16 protein-coding genes and 1 pseudogene are annotated in these 18,014 nt (G+C 56.9%); 14 read left to right on the top strand and 3 right to left on the bottom strand.

The features are described 5' to 3' along the window. The first annotated feature begins 44 nt into the window (after positions 1–44). The 11 genes from ABM428_RS14875 to ABM428_RS14825 all read left to right on the top strand — a co-directional run bounded on the left by ABM428_RS14875 (position 45) and on the right by ABM428_RS14825 (position 11,503). Positions 45–1,202 carry a C4-dicarboxylate TRAP transporter substrate-binding protein gene (locus ABM428_RS14875; protein WP_168593030.1) on the top strand — a complete coding sequence of 386 codons (1,158 nt, stop codon included), beginning with the start codon at positions 45–47 and terminating at the stop codon, positions 1,200–1,202. A gap of 75 nt (positions 1,203–1,277) precedes the next feature. Then, positions 1,278–1,826, top strand: a complete 549-nt coding sequence (locus tag ABM428_RS14870; RefSeq protein WP_005848320.1) for a TRAP transporter small permease — start codon at positions 1,278–1,280, stop codon at positions 1,824–1,826. Continuing rightward, positions 1,819–3,123, top strand: a complete 1,305-nt coding sequence (locus ABM428_RS14865; RefSeq protein WP_005848322.1) for a TRAP transporter large permease — start codon at positions 1,819–1,821, stop codon at positions 3,121–3,123. Before ABM428_RS14870 ends, ABM428_RS14865 begins: the two co-directional genes overlap by 8 nt. A 233-nt stretch (positions 3,124–3,356) precedes the next feature. Continuing rightward, a complete protein-coding gene (locus ABM428_RS14860; protein ID WP_353628523.1) occupies positions 3,357–4,604 on the top strand; it encodes an acetyl-CoA C-acetyltransferase in 1,248 nt (415 codons plus the stop codon). Between the two features lie 88 nt (positions 4,605–4,692). Next, a complete protein-coding gene (locus ABM428_RS14855) occupies positions 4,693–5,454 on the top strand; it encodes an SDR family oxidoreductase (RefSeq protein WP_353628522.1) in 762 nt (253 codons plus the stop codon). Between the two features lie 21 nt (positions 5,455–5,475). Further along, entirely contained in the window at positions 5,476–6,255 is a 780-nt protein-coding gene (locus tag ABM428_RS14850; RefSeq protein ID WP_353628521.1) for an SDR family NAD(P)-dependent oxidoreductase, read from the top strand. Positions 6,256–6,361: 106 nt separating this feature from the next. Further along, positions 6,362–7,186, top strand: coding sequence for an enoyl-CoA hydratase-related protein (locus ABM428_RS14845; RefSeq protein WP_353628520.1), 825 nt, complete (start codon positions 6,362–6,364; stop codon positions 7,184–7,186). A 51-nt stretch (positions 7,187–7,237) separates the two neighbouring features. After that, positions 7,238–8,395 (top strand): acyl-CoA dehydrogenase family protein, encoded by a 1,158-nt coding sequence (locus tag ABM428_RS14840; RefSeq protein ID WP_353628519.1) that lies wholly within the window; start codon positions 7,238–7,240, stop codon positions 8,393–8,395. 9 nt (positions 8,396–8,404) lie between these two features. Continuing rightward, positions 8,405–9,493 carry a CaiB/BaiF CoA-transferase family protein gene (locus ABM428_RS14835; RefSeq protein WP_353628518.1) on the top strand — a complete coding sequence of 363 codons (1,089 nt, stop codon included), beginning with the start codon at positions 8,405–8,407 and terminating at the stop codon, positions 9,491–9,493. 39 nt (positions 9,494–9,532) lie between these two features. Next, positions 9,533–10,303, top strand: coding sequence for an SDR family oxidoreductase (locus tag ABM428_RS14830; RefSeq protein ID WP_353628517.1), 771 nt, complete (start codon positions 9,533–9,535; stop codon positions 10,301–10,303). Between the two features lie 156 nt (positions 10,304–10,459). Next, a complete protein-coding gene (locus tag ABM428_RS14825; RefSeq protein ID WP_353628516.1) occupies positions 10,460–11,503 on the top strand; it encodes a phosphotransferase family protein in 1,044 nt (347 codons plus the stop codon). Between the two features lie 167 nt (positions 11,504–11,670). Here ABM428_RS14825 and ABM428_RS14820 read toward each other — a convergent pair whose 3' ends face one another. After that, positions 11,671–12,309 (bottom strand): helix-turn-helix domain-containing protein, encoded by a 639-nt coding sequence (locus tag ABM428_RS14820; RefSeq protein ID WP_353628515.1) that lies wholly within the window; start codon positions 12,307–12,309, stop codon positions 11,671–11,673. Between the two features lie 127 nt (positions 12,310–12,436). On the opposite strand from ABM428_RS14820, the gene ABM428_RS14815 reads away from it, so the two are divergent. The 3 genes and pseudogenes from ABM428_RS14815 (at position 12,437) to ABM428_RS14805 (ending at position 15,464) form a co-directional block, all read left to right on the top strand. Next, positions 12,437–13,426, top strand: a complete 990-nt coding sequence (locus tag ABM428_RS14815; RefSeq protein ID WP_353628514.1) for a phosphotransferase family protein — start codon at positions 12,437–12,439, stop codon at positions 13,424–13,426. Positions 13,427–13,439: 13 nt separating this feature from the next. Then, positions 13,440–14,174, top strand: coding sequence for an SDR family oxidoreductase (locus tag ABM428_RS14810; protein WP_353628513.1), 735 nt, complete (start codon positions 13,440–13,442; stop codon positions 14,172–14,174). A 34-nt stretch (positions 14,175–14,208) separates the two neighbouring features. Beyond that, a pseudogene (locus tag ABM428_RS14805) lies at positions 14,209–15,464 on the top strand (acyl-CoA dehydrogenase family protein). Positions 15,465–15,557: 93 nt separating this feature from the next. On the opposite strand, the gene ABM428_RS14800 reads toward ABM428_RS14805, so the two are convergent. Together ABM428_RS14800 and ABM428_RS14795 are read right to left on the bottom strand one after the other, a co-directional pair. Then, on the bottom strand, positions 15,558–17,450 hold the full coding sequence (locus ABM428_RS14800; RefSeq protein ID WP_353628512.1) for a DUF2207 domain-containing protein: 1,893 nt from the start codon (positions 17,448–17,450) through the stop codon (positions 15,558–15,560). A 4-nt stretch (positions 17,451–17,454) separates the two neighbouring features. After that, a complete protein-coding gene (locus ABM428_RS14795) occupies positions 17,455–18,003 on the bottom strand; it encodes a LemA family protein (protein WP_373276855.1) in 549 nt (182 codons plus the stop codon). Positions 18,004–18,014 lie beyond the last annotated feature (11 nt).

The following is an 18,014-nucleotide window of genomic DNA, read 5'->3' as shown; positions in this document are numbered from 1 at the left end:
CGGGGAAAACCGACGACTTACTGAAAATCAAAGGGAGAAGTTAAATGAAGTTTTCTAAATTGTTCAAAAGCAGCGCGTCTGCTTTGGTTCTTGCAGCAGCATCAGTGGGCACATTCTCGACATCGGCCGAGGCACGCGATTTACGCTATGCGATCGGCTGGCCCCCGGGCGCGCTGCCGACAGAGGCGATCGAGACGTATGCTGATGCGGTAGAAGAGGCATCTGGCGGCGACGTCACGGTAAAGGTTTTCCCACTGTCTTTGCTTAACTTTCTGGAGTCGACATCGGGTGTACGTGACGGGATTGCCGACATAACAACTGTTTTGACACCGTATTTCCTATCCGAATTCCCCAATACAAACTTCGTGACCGAGCTGGCTAGCTTTAGTGAAGTGGTGGAAGGCGACCCTGATCGGATGGCCTTTGCTTTCACCGGCGCGATCATGGAATACGTCATGTTCAACTGTGGCGACTGCTTGAGCGAGTTTGCGGCCCAGAACCACGTTTACACAGCGGGTGCGGGGACACCCCCCTACATGCTGCAGTGCACAAAACCGGTCGTTTCGGCCGAGGATCTGAAGGGTGCTCGTATCCGCACGCCTGGTGCCTTCTGGAGCCGCTGGATCGAGGCGATGGGGGCCACGCCCGTCTCCATTTCGATCAACGAGACTTTCGAGGCGCTGAACCAGGGCGTCATTGACTGTACGGCATCATCAGCGTCGGAGCTGACGAACTTCAGCTTTATTGATGTGGCGACAGACATCACGACAAACCTGCCGGGGTCTTCCTTTGTATCAGGTCTTACAAATGTGAACGCCGATACATGGGCTGGCCTTGATGACGCAGGCAGAACCGCGATGTTGAAAGGGTCTGCCGTCGTGGCGGCGGAAATGAACTGGGCCTATTATGGTGAGGCACGAGACAACATTGCCAAGGCCAAGGAACAGGGGATCACTTTCCACGAGGCAGAAGCAAGTTTGCGCACGCAAAGCGTCGAGTGGATCAACGAAGACATCTCGAACGTCGTTGACATCTACGCCGAGCGTGGCGTTACGGGCGGTGAAGAAAGTGTCTCGAAGGTGCGTGAGCTCATGACAAAATGGGTTGGTTTGGTGAAAGACGTGCAGGACGCTGATGCACTGTCCGATCTTTACTGGACCGAAGTACTGTCGAAGGTCGATGTATCGACCTACGGACAGTAAGCGATCTGCTGCACCGACGGTACGTCGTTTTCCGACGGTGCAGCAATCTTCATCCCACAGACAAGTGAGGCTCGAATGAAGCTTTTTCAACGCGTGCTTGAACCGTTGGTCTCGGTAATGGGACTGGTCGGAATCATCTGCGTAACACTCATGATGTTGCACATTACGACCGATGTAATTTTGCGGTTTGTTTTTAATTCGCCGATCAGAGGTACGATCACCATAGTTTCCCATTATTACATGGTGATACTTGGCTTTTGTTCGCTGGCGGTGGCTGAATCGCGCGATGCCCATGTTTCTGTCGAAGTCTTCACCGAGCTGATGCCGCGCAACGTTCAAAGCGGGCTGGCCGCGATGGCCGCGTTTCTGGCTGCGATTGTTTTCGGGTTCGTCACGGTTCGAACCTGGATAGAAGCCATTCACAAAATGGAAATCAGCGCGGCAATCCAGCAAGGGTCGCTGACCATCCCTGTGTGGCCCAGCTATTTTGCGCTGCCTTTGGGCTGCGGATTGATGGCTGTAACCGCGCTATGGCGTGCGCAGGCGATTGCCAGAGGCGCACAATCTACTTTTGGCCCTGACATGAATGGCGAATTGCCAGCGGAGGAGCTTGCAAATGGATGATATCGGTATTGGTCTCAGCGGTCTGGGGCTTTTGTTTGTCCTGATTGCCTTGCGCGTTCCTATCGGCGTTGCTTTGATCGGGGTAAGCTTTGGCGGGCTTTATGTTCTTTTGGGCTGGAGGGTTGCCTGGGGCGCGCTTGCGGTCATGCCCTATCAGTTTTCCGCAAACTGGGTGCTTAGCTCGGTCCCCATGTTCTTGCTCCTTGGGTTTATTTGTTATCATGCTGAGCTGACCCAAGGGATGTTCAGGGCCGCAAGGGTATGGACGTCTGCGCTCCCCGGTGGGCTTGCCATCGCGGCGGTCTTTGGTTCCGCAGGTTTTGCGGCAGTATGCGGGTCGTCGGTTGCTTGCGCCGCGGCAATGGGGCGTATTGCCGTGCCCGAGATGATGCGCGCGCGCTACAATGCCGAACTTGCGACAGGCACAGTTGCCGTCGCGGGCACCATCGGAGCCTTGATCCCGCCCTCGATCATCTTGATTTTGTATGGTGTCATCGCACAGGTATCAGTGCCGCAGTTGTTTCTGGGCGGCATCACTGCGGGGGTGATCTCGGCGATCGGTTACTGCGTGGTCATTCTGGTTCGGGTCAAAATTAATCCGGCTATGGCACCCGTAGGGGTTCGCGCCTCATGGGCAGAGCGACTTTCGGCGCTCAAGGATACCTGGCCGATTGTCGTGGTCATGATCGGGATTTTTGGCGGGCTTTTCTCTGGTGCTTTCACTCCGACAGAGGCTGGCGCGATTGGCGCGTTCCTTTCATGTTTGGTGGGGCTGGCACGCAGGACACTGAATTGGCGTCGCTTCCGGCTTGCCGTTGAGGAAACGATGATCACGACTGCTGCCTTGATCGTCATCGGCGTTGGCGCGACATTGCTGACAAGATTTCTGACCCTATCAGGTGCCGGAGATTACCTGTCAGACTCTATAATCGGATTGTCCGCCAATCCGGCCATGATCCTCTTTGGGATCATACTGGTCTATCTCATTCTTGGTATGTTTCTTGAGCCGATTGGCGCGATGCTGCTGACGATGCCGATTGTTCTGCCGATCGTGCAGGACGCCGATTGGTCACTGCTTTGGTTCGGGATCGTGCTCACCAAACTGCTGGAAATCGGGATGGTGACGCCCCCAATCGGGATGAACATTTTTGTCATCAAGGGTGTCGTGGGGAACATCGCCACAACAACCCAAATTTTCCGTGGCGTGATGTGGTTTATCCTCATGGATCTGGTGGTGCTGGCGGTGCTGGCAATCTGGCCTGAAATCACACTGTTCTTGCCCGAAATCATGAAGTGAGACGCACCAAATTCCCACGCAACACTTATTGTGTCGCCTCACTTTGTGAACGTGGCGGCGTTATAACTAACAGACTATTCGCGCAGTTAACTTAATTAACTACTTGACTAATTAACGCTGTGGTGAGAAGCCTGCAGTGAGTGAATTTAACTGTCGGCTTAGGCGGCGGTGAACTGGGCGCGAAGCAAACGGCAGGCGGCGCGCCGGCCGAACTTTAGAGAAGGAAACCCTCAATGGCTGAAGCATATATCATTGACGCTTGCCGCACCCCTCGCGGTGTTGGGAAGGTCGGGAAGGGCGCGCTCGCGCACCTGCATCCTCAACACTTGGGGGCCACTGTCCTAGCCGCGCTGCGGGATCGCAACGATCTGAACACAGCTGATGTGGATGACATTATTTGGGGTACGAGTACGCAAAAAGACAAGCAGGGCGGCGACCTTGGTCGCATGGCGGCGCTGGATGCGGGCTATGACGTCAAAGCGTCAGGCGTCACGCTTGACCGTTTCTGCGGCTCCGGGATCACCACGGTTTCGCTGGCTGCAGCCCAGATCATGTCAGGGATGGAGGATGTCGTCATCGCGGGCGGCACCGAGATGATGAGCTATACCGGGCAGATCGCTGACCCGAAGAAACCCTTTATGATGGACGCGGGCAACCTGAGCCTGCGCGCAAAGCACCCGCAGACCCAGCAGGGTTGCAGTGCAGACGCCATCGCGACGATTGAAGGCATTGATCGCGCTGCAGCAGATCAGCTGGCCGTGACGAGCCAAGAACGCGCTGCCAAAGCCATCGCCGAAGGTCGTTTCGACGGCTCTATCGTACCAGTGCGCGACCCCGAGACCGGCGAACTGGTTTTGGACAAGGAAGAATTCCCGCGTCCCGGCACCACGCTTGACTCTCTTTCGACCCTCAACACGGTTTTTGACAAGTTCATGGAGTTCCCGATCGACGACAAGGGGACAACCTACGGCGACATGATCTATGCGCGCTATCCTGAGTTGAAGGGCAAAATGCAGCACATTCACCATGCGGGGAATTCCTCTGGCGTTGTGGATGGCGCGGCGGCCCTTTTGCTGGCGTCCGAAGGCTATGTGAAAAAAACAGGCATGAAGCCGCGCGCGCGCATCGTGGCGACGGCGAACATTGGCGACGATCCGACGTTGATGTTGAACGCTCCTGTTCCGGCAGCACGCAAGGTTCTGGAGAAAGCGGGTCTGACCACCGACGATATCGACGTTTATGAAATCAACGAAGCCTTTGCCGTGGTTGCGGAAAAGTTCATTCGGGATCTCAAGCTCGACCGTTCCAAGGTGAACATCAACGGCGGCGCGATGGCGCTCGGTCATCCTATCGGTGCGACCGGTTCCATTCTGATCGGTACTGCCTTGGATGAATTAGAGCGTTCTGGTGGTCGTCATGGCCTGATCACGATGTGTGCGGCCGGTGGCATGGCCCCCGCAATCATCATCGAGCGGGTGTAAGCCTTTATGCATGCAGAGGGCTGGTCATGATCGCCCTCTGCAAATTTTTGCTCCCTCGAAACGAAACGACGCCAAGAAGAGACCTAGAATGACCCCACCCTTAAGTATCGACTTGAGCCAAAGCAGAGCGCTCGTCACAGGAGCATCCAGCGGCTTAGGCGCACATTTTGCCTCTGTTCTTGCGACGCAAGGGGCTGATCTGGTTCTCGCAGCACGACGCGCAGACAAGCTGGAGGAGGTCGCAGCGCCATTGCGTGCGATGGGGCGTGATGTCCACGTTGTTCAAATGGATGTGGGCTCTCCCGAAGCGGTTCAGGCGGCGTTTGCGGATATGCCGCCCTGTGACATCGTCATTAACAATTCGGGTATCGGTCAGAATTCTTGGCTTGCCGATATGGATGAAGACGAGTGGCAGCAGTTGATGGATGTCAACCTGAGCGGGGTCTGGCGTGTGTCCAAACAGGCTGTCGCAATGTTTCGCAAAGAGAAGACAGCCGGGGCCATCGTTAACATTGCGTCAATTACAGCATCGCGAACTGCGCTCAAATCAGGGGCGTATGCGGTAACCAAGGCCGGCGTTATTCATATGACTAAATCGCTTGCGATTGAGGTCGCGCGTGACGGCATTCGAGTCAATGCATTGGCACCGGGCTATTTCCAGACCGAGTTGAATGCGGGTTTTCTGGGATCCAAAGCGGGGGACCGCATGGCTGCGCGCATTCCTCAACGCAGGTTTGGGGCGATGGAAGAATTGAATCTTCCATTGCTCATGCTGGCGGCCAAACAGAACAGCTACATGACCGGCGCGACAATAACCGTGGATGGCGGTCATAGCATCAATGCCCTTTGAGATAACTTACGGAGAACGCGAATGAAACTTGATAACTCAATCTCGGCAGTCATCACTGGGGGCGCCTCCGGACTGGGGCTTGCCACAGCACGTGCGTTGGCTTCACATGGCGTGAAGGTGGCCTTGTTTGACCTGAACGAGGAAGCGGGCGAGACCATTGCAGCTGAATTGGGGGGCGTGTTTTGCAAGGTGAACGTGGCGGACGAAGCCAGCGTCGACGCTGGCTTTGACAAGGCGCGCGCGGCCAACGGTCAGGAACGTATTCTCGTTAATTGCGCAGGCATCGGGAATGCGATCAAGACCGCTGGTCGGGATCGCAAGACCGGCGGGATTTCCCAGTTCCCCATTGCCGAATATCGCAAGGTTATCGAGGTCAACCAGATCGGTACCTTTATCTGTACCGTCAAGGCCGCCGCGGGTATGATGACCCTCGACCCAGAGGACGGAGAGCGTGGCGCGATCATCTCGACCGCTTCTGTTGCGGCAGAGGACGGTCAGGTCGGCCAAGTCGCATATTCGGCGTCGAAAGCCGCGATTGTTGGTATGACTTTGCCAATTGCCCGTGACCTTTCGGCGGAGCATATTCGCGTGAACACAATCCTGCCCGGTCTCTTCGAGACGCCGCTTTTGATGAGCCTGCCCGAAAACGTTCGGCAATCCTTGGGGGCGATGGTGCCCAACCCTGCTCGCCTTGGTAAGCCAGAAGAATATGCCTCTCTGGCTCTCGAAATGGTGCGCAATCCCTACCTGAACGGCGAAGACATTCGCTTGGATGGTGCTATCAGGATGGCACCGCGCTGATTGGCCGTTGTGACGTTGGGGAAGGGGGCGGTCCCTCCTGCCACATCACGGCACTGCAAAAGTCGACGTGGGAACCTGCCTGCGCCGCGGGAAAATGGAGAATGGAATGACTGACGTAAAAACCAAGGATGCCAAGGATATCTGGGCGCGCGATTTCGACTATATCTCGGTCAAACGTGACGGCCATATCCTTGAAATTACGATTGATCGCGCGGATCGCTACAACGCCCTCCACGGCGGGGCGCATCAGGAATTGCACGATATCTTTGATGGATATGAGCAGGACCCGGATCTGTGGGTCGCCATCATCACCGGGGCCGGGGACAAAGCTTTTTGCTCGGGCAACGATCTGAAAGCCACAAGCGAAGGGCAGGATATTGAACCCGCCAGCAGCGGCTTTGGCGGTCTCACTGATCGCTGGGGCCGGGAAAAGCCGGTTATCGCGGCGGTGAATGGCGTGGCAATGGGCGGTGGATGCGAGATCGTTCTAGCATCCGATATTGCCGTGGCGGATGCCCATGCGAAATTCGCGCTGCCCGAGGTGAAGGTTGGCCTGTTCGCAGCTGCGGGTGGCGTGCAACGTCTCACGCGCCAGATTGGTCGTAAAGCCGCGATGGAGCTGATCCTGACAGGCCGTGCGATTACAGCCGACCGTGCCTGTGAGCTGGGTATCATTAACCGCGTCGCGAGCGAAGGTGAAACGGCGATGGATATCGCACGTGAAATCGCCAAGGAGATCACGATGGTATCGCCGACTGCCGTCAGGGCGTCAAAGCGGGTGCTCAACGCCCTTGAAGAAGATATCGAGCGTCTGCCCGAAGCCTTCGCGGGGAACACGGCTGAATTTGACGTCGTGCTAAAATCCAACGACGGTAAAGAGGGCGTCAAAGCCTTTGTCGAAAAACGCGCGCCGAACTGGACAAATAGCTAAGCCGTTTGTGCCACCGATGCCCAGACCCATCAAAGCAACGAGGGATGTCCCATGATCAAAAGACGTATTTTTGAAGAAGAGCACGATATGTTTCGTGACAGCGTTCGCAAATGGATCGCGGCCGAAGTTGCCCCCCATGCCGAAAGCTGGCGTCAGAACAAACACGTTAGCAAGGAAGCTTGGAAATCCGCTGGGGACAACGGTTTTCTGGCGATGTTTGCCGATGAAAAATACGGCGGTATGGGCCTTGATGATTTCCGCTTTGACATGGTTCTCAACGAAGAACTGGGCAAGGTGGAAAGCTCTTTCTTCATCACGCTGCACAACCGCATCGTGGCACCCTATCTGCAAAAGTTCGGCACCGACGATCAGCGCGACCGGTACATGCCGGGGATCGTTTCGGGCGACACCATTCTTGCGATCGGCATGACCGAACCGGGATGCGGCTCGGATCTTGCGGCGATCAAAACCCGCGCCGAAAGGCAGGGGAACCATTGGGTCATCAACGGGTCAAAAACCTACATCTCAAACGGTCAGATTGCTGGTCTCTACTTGATCGCTGCGAAAACGGACCCCGATAACCCGCGCTCTATCGGGCTGTTCTGGGTTCAAGAAGGGGCAGAAGGCTTCTCCAAGGGTCAGAACCTCAAGAAGATGGGGCTGCAAGCGCAGGATACGTCCGAGCTGTTCTTTGATAACGTCAAAGTGCCCGCATCGGATCTGGTTGGCGATGGGACAGATGGTTTCAAATTGATGATGACCAATCTAGCCGAAGAGCGGCTGGTGGGGGCGGACGGCTATCTCGCCCGTGCGGAACGTGCGTTCGAGATCACGATGGAGTTCATCAAAGAGCGCAAGGCCTTCGGAAAATCGGTCGGCACCTTCCAGAACAGCCGCTTTGTCATGGCTGATGCGCGCACCAAACTCGATGTCGGCTGGGCCTACCTCGATCATTGTGCGATGGCCCATATAGATGGGGAATGCACTGCGGAAATGGCAGCGCAGGCCAAGTTGTTCACATCGGAGATCGAAGGCGAAATCATTGATGCCTGCCTGCAATTGCACGGCGGTGCTGGATATATGGAAGAGTATGAAATCTCTCGGCTTTATGTCGATGCGCGGATCAGCCGTATCTATGCTGGCACGTCCGAGATCATGCGTGAAATCATCGGTCGCGGCCTTGGGCTGGATGATCGTCAAAAGGGCTGAGGGTTAGTCATGTCGGGACCGCTGAAAGGCCTGGAAGTCATCGAAATGGCCGGGATCGGTCCCGGCCCTTTGGCGGGGCAGTTGCTGGCCGATCTGGGCGCGGATGTGATCGTCATCGACCGCGCCGAAGCGCCAGCTGACAAAACCGATGTGAACCGGCGCGGCAAGCGGTCCGTCTTTTTGGATCTGAAGTCTGAAGAGGGGCGCAGTACCGCGCAGGCGCTGATCAATCGGGCTGGTATCGTCATCGAAGGTTTCCGGCCCGGCGTGATGGAACGGCTGGGGCTTGGGCCAGATGACCTTGACGAGACGGTGATTTTTGGCCGGATCACGGGCTGGGGGCAGGACGGTCCGCTGAGCCAATCGGCGGGGCATGACATCAACTATCTTGGCCTGACGGGTGCTTTGGCTGCAATGGGCACGGTTGATAACCCGCCGCCGCCGCCGTTGAATCTGGTCGCGGACTATGGCGGGGGCACCATGTTCTTGCTGCTTGGCATCCTTGCCGCCGTGTTCGAGCGGCAGACATCGGGCAAAGGTCAGGTGGTCGATGCAGCAATGGTCGATGGCGTAAGCGCGATGATGGGGCTTTTCCACACCTTCAAAGCGCGCGGCGCGTGGAGCGAAAACCGCGCGTCCAACCTGCTGGACGGGGGTGCGCCTTTCTATCGCTGCTACCGGACCAAGGACGATCTGTTCATGTCTGTCGGCCCGCTAGAGCCGCAGTTCTTTGCCCTGCTGCTGGAAAAGGCCGGGCTGCCCGCCGAGCATAGCCTGGATCAAAACGACCCTGCCACTTGGGCCGAGCGTGCCGAGCTTTACGCACAGGCTTTCGCGAGCAAGACACAAGCGGAGTGGTCCGGCATCTTTAGTGGCACCGATGCCTGTGTGGCCCCCGTGCTGAGCATGGATGAAGCGGCATCCCATCCTCATATGGCCGCGCGTCAAACGCTGGTCGAGGTGGATGGCGTTTTGCAGGCCGCTCCTGCGCCGCGTTTCTCGCGTAGCAAACCGACAGGGATCAATACGCCGAAGGCAATGGGCGGGGACACTGCAGCGATCCGCCGAGCGCTGCATGAGGCTCCGAAGTCCGAATGAACATCGCGGCGGGAAACTCTTGCCGCATGGAGGCTGCACATGTTTGATCTGACAGGAAAAACCGCCTTGATCACCGGCGGCAACAGCGGAATTGGACTGGGCATGGCCGAGGGGCTTGCCAAATGCGGCTGCGATATTGCCATTTGGGGCAGAAGTGCTGACAAGAACGCTCAAGCGGTTGAAACGCTGTCGACCCATGGCACAAAGGTCAGCGCATATATCTGCGATGTGACCAGTTCAGAGGCCGTGAATGACACATTCGCCGCCACTCTGAACGACCATGGTCGCGTCGATGGCTGCTTTGCCAATGCCGGATTTTCCACGCCCAATTCGGGCTTTGACCAATCCGAGGATGCGCATTGGCAGCAAATGATCGATATCAACCTTAATGGTGCCTATTATGTCCTCCGCGCCGCGGCAGCTCATATGCGGGAACGTGCAGAAGGCGGTGACAAGTTCGGGCGTTTGGTCGGCACCTCCAGTATCGGTGCCTTGAACGGCATGCCCCGCAATCAGCATTATGCGGCTGCCAAGGGCGCATTGATCTCGATGATCCGATCGCTGGGGGTGGAATATGCCCGATACGGTGTGACCGCGCACAGTATCTTGCCGGGGTTTGTCGAAACGCCGCTGACAGACGAAAGCTTTGCCTCGCAGGCGTTCGCCGACAAGGTGCTGCCCAGAATTCCTGCAAGGCGTCTGGGGCAGGGGTCGGACTTCAGCGCGATTGCGGCCTATATCATGAGCGATGCCAGCGCATGGCATACCGGTCAGGATTTCATCATAGACGGCGGGTATATGGTGTTCTGAGCTGGCGTCGTGGGCGTAAAGAACAACGAATAGAATTCGATCTACATCAAAAGCCCAAACCGGTGCCGTGATGGCATATCTGTGGATTGGCCAATTCGACCGCATTGCCGGTAGCATAAAGACAGAACGACGGGATTTTGGGATATGGGGGCGCGTATGGATACGGTAACAAAGGGTGCAATGGATTTCGAGCCGGAAGCGCTTGCCGATTTCCTTGCTGAAACTTTCGGAGGCAAGGCGCCGGTCACGATCGAGCGGATTGCGGGCGGGCAATCGAACCCGACGTATTTTGTCACCCGCGGGGACGTACGGCTGGTCTTGCGCAAACAACCGGGCGGCCCGATTTTGCGCGGGGCCCATGCCATTGATCGCGAGTACCGCGTGCTCGAGGCGCTGCACCCCCAAGGCGTCCCGGTGGCGCGCCCGATCCTGTATCATGCGGACCCTGATCTTTTGGGCACCCCGTGTTATCTGATGGAGCGGATCGAAGGGCGGGTTTTTGCGGATGGTGCCTTGGCGGCGGCAGACAAAGCGGAGCGCCATGCCTTGTGGATGGGTTTGGCCGACGCGATGGCCGCCATGCACAACGTCCGCCCCGAAGCGGTAGGGCTGGAGGATTTTGGCAAACCGGGAAATTACTTTGCCCGGCAGATCGCGCGCTGGTCACGACAGTGGGAAGAAAGCCAGAGCGACCCGATCCCGGAGCTGGATGAATTGTCGGCCTGGCTTGTCGAACATCAACCGCAGGATGACGGACGGGTGAGCCTCGCCCACGGGGACTACCGGATGGGGAACGTCATTTTTCATCCGACCGAACCGCGTGTGGCCGCCATTCTGGATTGGGAGCTTTCTACGCTGGGGCATCCGCTTGCCGATCTTGGCTATTGCTGCATGGCCTGGCACACGGTGCCCGAAGAATACGGCGGACTCCTTGGGCTCGACCTCGCGGCCGAAAACCTGCCGACCGAAGAGGCATTCGTGAAGCGCTACATGTCGCACTGCCCCGACCTGCCACCGCTGACCTCGTTTCACAAGGCTTTCGCGTTGTTCCGTTTTTCGGTCATCTGGGTGGGCATCGCCGACCGCGTGCGTGCGGGCAATGCGGCGGGCGCGGGCGGTGCGGACCCCGTACATCTTGCCAGATGTTTCGCGAGACGTGGCTTGGAAGTGATCGAGCGCGGCTCACGAGAACTCCATTAGGGGGCTGATGGCTAGCCCCCAATCTTAACGAGACATCTCGAACCTGACCGCTATATGTCTCCGGCGCTTTCGGTGGCGGGGACTTCGTGCGCTTTGACATCCTTGATACGTGTCAACGCACTCGGGGCAAAAAACCCGCGCTTTGCTGTCTACATTGCTTGCAAGGATCACTCCATCTCAAGCATCCATGTGACTGTGGCGGCGAAATGCGCCAGCGTTGACGCGTCGCTCCAAGTGGCGTGGGCGCGGCTCGTGTCACCCAGCCTTGTCTCACGCGCGCTGAGTACTCCGCCTAGATAGGATTCCAGAAATATAAATCGTTGATTTTGTATGGTCCGGCTTTGCGACGGCATCAGCACACGCAGATGTTCCAGGCAACGCTGATAGCCTGAGTTCCAGCGGCCCTCTAGGGCGTCATCGAACAGGGCCCTGTGGGACATGGTGAGCATGTGGAGAAAGCGGTTGTATGTGTCCGTTTCGCCATCTGCGGCTAAGTTGACAGAAGGATAGATAAGAATATCCACGATCTGCGAAATCCGCGTGGGGCCGCCGTCTTCTTCCAGAGCATCAAGCTGGGCATTTCGCCGCGCATCGATAACCTTTGCACCGTCCACGATTAGTTCGCGGATCAGCGCCTCCTTCGAGCCGAAGTGATACCCCACAGCGGCGGGGTTCTTTTGGCCAGCAGCTTTGGCGATGTCACGCACTGTAACGCCATCAATGCCCCGATTGGCAAAGAGGCGCTGTGCCTCGCCCTTGAGCCGTTCAACCGATGGGCTGGGCACCTTTGAAGACAGTCTGGTCATATCACCATCCTCTAGAGCACAGAAAATTATGGGTTGCAATAATTCAAATGATTAATACAAATGAATTATCATAAATCAAGCAAACACAGAAACGATCCCGGTCAACCTGCAAGCGCTCACAGCGTGGATGGACGATATCGGGTTGGAACGCGGCCCGCTGAGCAATCTGCAGCTTCTTGCAGGCGGGACGCAGAACATCTTGCTGCGCTTTGACCGGGGCGGCAGAGAGTTCGTGCTGCGCAGGCCGCCGCTGCATCTGCGCAAGAATTCCAATGAGACGATGAAGCGCGAGGCGCGTATTCTGGAGGCGCTCAGCGCGACTGACGTGCCGCACCCCAGGTTCATCGCAGGTTGTGACGATGAAGCCGTGCTTGGTGCCTGCTTTTATCTTATGGCTCCGGTTGAGGGCTTTAATCCTGCAAACGGATTGCCGCAGCTTCACGCCAGCGACCCGGCGATCCGCGCGCGCATGGGGTATTCCTATATCGAAGGGATGGCCGCACTAGGGGAGGTTGACTACAAGGCGGTGGGCTTGGAAGGATTTGGCAAGCCCGACGGGTTTCTGCAACGGCAGACACGCCGGTGGATGAGCCAGCTGGAAGGCTACGCCGCTTTCGACGAATGGACAGGCTTCAAAGAACTGCCCGATGTCGAAAGGATTGTCTCTTGGCTTGAGGATAATCTCCCCCAAGATTTTACGAGCGGAATTTTTCATGGAGACTGCCATTTGGCAAACACGATGTTTGCCCCTGACAGTCCCGAGCTCGTCGCCTTTGTCGATTGGGAGCTGGCCACGATTGGCGATCCCTTGATCGACCTTGGCTGGGTCATGGCCACTTGGGCCGATGAACATACGCCCGTGGTGGGCGATATCGAACCCTGGGACGGTTTCCCGAGCCTCGATGAACTCATTGCACATTACGACAGGCATTCGACACGCAGTCTGGATGCGGTCGCCTGGTATGGGGTGCTGGCCTGTTTCAAGCTGGGGACACTCTTGGAAGGGACTCATGCTCGCGCCAGTGCTGGCAAGGTGCCAAAGGAAACCGGCGATCACCTGCATGCGATGACGATTTCACTGTTCAATCGCGCGCACCGGTTGATCGCGAAGAACTGAGAAGGGAACTGTTATGAATGATTTGGACTTTTCGGGAAAGCGGGTGCTGGTCGTCGGCGGTTCTAGCGGGATCGGCAACGGCATTGCCCGCGGCTTTAGCGCGCGTGGGGCAGAGGTGCATGTCTGGGGCACGCGCGCCTCGGCAGAGGATTACGCGGGTCAAGAAGGCTCTGATCTGGATGGGCTACATTACGCGCAGGTCAATGTGGCGGACTTCGACGAGTTAAACGCTTATGCGCCGCCCTGCGACAGTCTGGATGTGCTTGTCCAGTCTCAGGGCTTTGTCCGGTACAAGCAGGCGGAATATGCCAAGAAGGGCTGGGACGAGGTGATGGATATCAACATCAACTCGGTCATGCATACGGCGACCAAGTTCAAGCAAATGCTCAGCGCGGCCAAAGGCTCCATCGTGATTGTCAGTTCGGTCTCTGGCTTGCAGGCGAATATCGGCAACCCCGCCTATGCCGCTTCCAAGGCTGCCGCAATCAGCCTTACCAAAACGCTCGGCCAGTCCTGGGCGCGTGACGGGATCAGGGTCAACGGACTGGCCCCCGGACTGGTACCAACCAAGCTGACTGCCGTTACCACACAGAACAAGGGGCGCGCGGAGGCATCTTTGCGCGCAATCCCGGTGCGCCGCTTGGGCACGCCGGAAGAAATGGCCGGTGCCGCCATGTTCCTTGCCTCGCCGCTCGCGTCCTATGTGCAGGGCCACACTCTCATCGCTGATGGCGGTCTCACGCTGTGACGCGCAGCCCATAACAATTTAGGACACCCAAATCATGTTCTTTGATTACACCGAAAAAACACAAAACCTGATCGACAAGCTGCAAGCCTTTGTCGACGCCAATATCCTTCCTGTGGATCGCGAGGTCCTTGCATGAAACGCCGATCCGGCCAATCGCAGGAAGCCTTGGCCCGGCTTGGAACCTCTTAAGGAAAAGGCCAAGGCGGCTGGCCTTTGGAACCTGTTCCTGCCCGAGGAATATGGCGAATACAGCCCCGGCCTGACAAACCTGGAGTATGCGCCGCTGGCAGAGATCATGGGCCGCAACATGTGGTCTGCCGAAGTCTTCAACTGCTCCGCACCTGACACCGGCAATATGGAAGTCTTTGCCAAGTTCGGCACCGCCGCCCAGAAAAAGGAATGGCTCCTGCCGTTGCTCGCGGGCGAAATTCGTTCGGCATATTTGATGACCGAACCCGATCATGCCTGCTCTGATGCGACGAATATCCGCACTGAAATCCGCAGTGACGGCGAAGATTATGTCATCAACGGCAAGAAATGGTGGATTTCAGGCGTCATGGACCCGCGCTGCAAGGTCCTGCTGATGTGCTGATGATGGGGCAGACCAATCCGGAAAACCCGCGCCACACGCAGCAATCAACCGTTATCATTCCACGTGACGCGCCGGGTGTTAAGGTGATCCGCGCCCAGACGGTATTCGGCGATGTCCATTCGCCCGGCGGGCATTGCGAAGTGCATCTGAAGGATGTGCGCATCCCCAAAGAGAACATCATTCTTGGTGAGGGGCGGGGCTTTGAGATCGCACAGGGCCGCCTTGGACCTGGCCGCATTCATCACTGCATGCGCTCCATCGGATCGGCGCAGCGTGCCTTGGAACTGATGTGTCAGCGCGTGACAGAGCGCAAGACCTTTGGCCGGATGCTTTCGGATCGTTCCAGCATTCGGATGGAAATCGCAAAGAGCTATTGCGACATCGAACAGGCGCGCCTGCTCACGTTGAAAGCGGCGGATGCGATCGACCGTTATGGGGCCAGGAACGCCAAGGATTTGATCGGCGCGATCAAAGTCGTGGCCCCGAAAATGGCACAAACCGTGGCGGATCGCGCGATTCAGATCTTCGGCGGCATGGGGGTGAGCGATGACGTGCCCTTGGCAGAAATCCTCGCCACACAGCGTTTTATCCGCCTTGCAGATGGTCCCGACGAAGTGCACGCATCCCAGCTTGGCAAGTTCAAGATCGCTCAATACGCAAAACCCGGTGCCGGTTGGAATAACATCTCTGAAACTTGACTGCTACGATTGTGAGTATGATATTGCAGCTCTGCCCGTTCGCGCAGGGCGTCGATCCTGCAAGGCCCTGACCCTAACGGGATTTCGCAGGGGCTACCAACCTCCACCACCACCTCCGCCGCCGCCCGATCCGGCAGAACTGTTGCTATCGTCTGCACCGCTATGGAGCGATGCAGCAACAGACTCTGCGAAACGCGATAGTCCGCTGATTGCGTCGTCATCATCGCCCACAAACCAGCTTGGTGCATAACTGGGTCCTGTGAGTGACTGGCCTGATATTAAATGAGCTTTGAACGCCGCGCGCCAAGGCTTTTCGATACCGAGAGCGATCGCGCTTGGCAGTAGGGTCTCGAAATGCGCTGGCGACAATTCCGGTGCGTCGCGGATGTTCATGCGGTCCATCTCTCCTACCGTGAGATAGAGGCGCAGCCCCGTGATGTGATCCCTTATCTTTGCCCCTGCACGTGTGGTTGATCCGATCAGCACAAGGAAGATCTGGTTGAACGTCACGCCACCCCAGACGACCAACAAAGCCTGAAACGCGATATTCATTCCTGTGTCTTCGTAGAGCATGGCGCAAAACAATAGCGCCCCGAAGACCCACATGCCCGCAAGGATGGCCAATCCCATAAAATTCAGGAGCCGCTTCATCCAAGAGTACGGGTTCCTGCGCGATTTCAGCAGCTTCCAGATGCCTGCATTAAGGAATAGGGGCGCGAGACCGGAAAAGAATACGAGCTTCATGGCCGTCTCATTAAGATCGATAACCACCAGCCAGGCAAAGGCAGCCGCACCCGATATGATAATGCCCAGATAGAACAGAATTTTGTTTTGACGGTAAAAGCGCCCGTCGTTTTCAGCCTCGACGCCAACTTTGAAGTTAAGCAAAACTGCTTCGATATCATCTTCGTGTAGTGAGGCCAGGGACATCTCACCTTCATGCGCATGAAGCATGTCCAGAATAGCGATATGACCGGCAGGCAGCCCGTCTGATATGGGCAAGTCAGTCCGCCTGATGGTGACCAGATGATCAAGGCCGTCCAGAACAACGTAGCCCTTCACAGCGAGATCCAGAACCGTGGCAGTAAGCGCCGTTTTCCCTTCATCCCGCAAGGTTCCATCAAAGATATAGCTCATCAATGCTGGCGAAATCCCCATTGGTAGATCCCACCGTGGGACGATTGTCCCTGCCTTGGGATCGCGCCCGAACCAAAGCCACGTAAACACCATATAAGCAAAAACGGCCGCAAAGCCGTAGATCAAGACGACCCATCCCAGATTGTCCCGCCACCACCAGTCTGACAGTTGCGCGGTGGTTGGAGGTGCAACAGCGCCCTTGGGGAGCTGTACCATGATCGTCAGCCCTTCGAATGGATCAAGAGCGTGGGTGGTTTCAAACGTGGCACCGCGCCCGGATACTGTCGCGACCGCATCGGCCAACTTGCTGCCGCGGGAACCGATAACGGCTATCGGTTCAAAAGGCTGTGCGCCGCTCGACAGGATGACGTGCGCAGATGCACTCAGGATCGGGAAACTCCACTCGTCGCCAGTGACGTTCCAGCGCAATCTGTCGCTCGCGTCTCCGAAGATAATCTGTCGGTCGGTCAAATAGCGGATCTGGTAGGTGTGGTTGCCGGTCGAAACGAGCTGAAACTGATCACCGATGCGAATCTTGGTGCCCAGATCGGTGTCAGTTGCCTCCCATGGTTCATCCTCCCCGCTGCGTGTGACCGAAAGGATCTCGAAGCTTACCTTGTATCGCGTGCCGTCCGGCGTAGTGACATATTGCGGGAAGTCGCGATAAATCCCGTGCTGGATATCTGTTCCATCGGCATTCACTTTGATCGTCTCGGTCACATCAAGCACACCATCCTCCCGCACGAGGATATCGGCGTTGAAAGATCGGATCACGTCGCCAGCTTGCGCCCCGTAGGCCCAGATAGAAAGTAATACAGCGGCAAGGACGCGCGCGATGTGTTTGGTCACAGCGTTAAAATCCAACCGTTGGGAGTCTGCGATCCGCGGGCTCTTCGATCTCGAAGAAAGCACTTTGTTCGAAGCCGAAGCTTTTGGCGACCAGATTGGAGGGGAAGCTTTCGACCTTGATATTCAGATCTCGCGCCGCGCCATTGTAGTAGCGTCGGGCCATTTGGATCTCACTCTCGACAGTATCAAGGTTAGCTGCCAGATCGCGGAAGTTATTGCTTGCCTTTAAGTCCGGATAGGCTTCGGCCAAGGCAAACAGCTTTCCGATGGCCTGCCCCACCACGTTTTCGGCGCGTGCACGTTTTTGCACATCAGAAGGGTTCAGGGTGGCCGCCGAATTACGGGCTGCAACGATCTCGTCAAAGGTGGCGCGTTCGTGCGCGGCGTATCCTTTTACGGTTTCGATCAGGTTGGGGATCAGATCTGCGCGTCGTTTCAACTGGACATCGATACCGGACCACCCCTCTCGAACGCGCTGACGGGCGCGCACAAGCGCGTTGTACAAAGAGATGAGCAAGACACCAGCAATCGCAACTACGGTAATAATAATCAGAAGCGTATTCA

It is taken from the genome of Sulfitobacter sp. TCYB15 (assembly GCF_040435955.1).
GTDB lineage: Bacteria > Pseudomonadota > Alphaproteobacteria > Rhodobacterales > Rhodobacteraceae > Sulfitobacter > Sulfitobacter pontiacus.
The sequence above is the reverse complement of the archived record's forward strand: the minus strand, read 5'-3'. Positions and strand labels throughout refer to the sequence as shown.

Excerpts from the sequence above, each read along its gene's own strand:
- ABM428_RS14875 (WP_168593030.1), top strand. The coding sequence starts at position 45 with ATGAAGTTTTCTAAATTGTTCAAAAGCAGCGCGTCTGCTTTGGTTCTT.
- ABM428_RS14870 (WP_005848320.1), top strand. The coding sequence starts at position 1,278 with ATGAAGCTTTTTCAACGCGTGCTTGAACCGTTGGTCTCGGTAATGGGA.
- ABM428_RS14865 (WP_005848322.1), top strand. The coding sequence starts at position 1,819 with ATGGATGATATCGGTATTGGTCTCAGCGGTCTGGGGCTTTTGTTTGTC.
- ABM428_RS14860 (WP_353628523.1), top strand. The coding sequence starts at position 3,357 with ATGGCTGAAGCATATATCATTGACGCTTGCCGCACCCCTCGCGGTGTT.
- ABM428_RS14855 (WP_353628522.1), top strand. The coding sequence starts at position 4,693 with ATGACCCCACCCTTAAGTATCGACTTGAGCCAAAGCAGAGCGCTCGTC.
- ABM428_RS14850 (WP_353628521.1), top strand. The coding sequence starts at position 5,476 with ATGAAACTTGATAACTCAATCTCGGCAGTCATCACTGGGGGCGCCTCC.
- ABM428_RS14845 (WP_353628520.1), top strand. The coding sequence starts at position 6,362 with ATGACTGACGTAAAAACCAAGGATGCCAAGGATATCTGGGCGCGCGAT.
- ABM428_RS14840 (WP_353628519.1), top strand. The coding sequence starts at position 7,238 with ATGATCAAAAGACGTATTTTTGAAGAAGAGCACGATATGTTTCGTGAC.
- ABM428_RS14835 (WP_353628518.1), top strand. The coding sequence starts at position 8,405 with ATGTCGGGACCGCTGAAAGGCCTGGAAGTCATCGAAATGGCCGGGATC.
- ABM428_RS14830 (WP_353628517.1), top strand. The coding sequence starts at position 9,533 with ATGTTTGATCTGACAGGAAAAACCGCCTTGATCACCGGCGGCAACAGC.
- ABM428_RS14825 (WP_353628516.1), top strand. The coding sequence starts at position 10,460 with ATGGATACGGTAACAAAGGGTGCAATGGATTTCGAGCCGGAAGCGCTT.
- ABM428_RS14820 (WP_353628515.1), bottom strand. The coding sequence starts at position 12,309 with ATGACCAGACTGTCTTCAAAGGTGCCCAGCCCATCGGTTGAACGGCTC.
- ABM428_RS14815 (WP_353628514.1), top strand. The coding sequence starts at position 12,437 with ATGGACGATATCGGGTTGGAACGCGGCCCGCTGAGCAATCTGCAGCTT.
- ABM428_RS14810 (WP_353628513.1), top strand. The coding sequence starts at position 13,440 with ATGAATGATTTGGACTTTTCGGGAAAGCGGGTGCTGGTCGTCGGCGGT.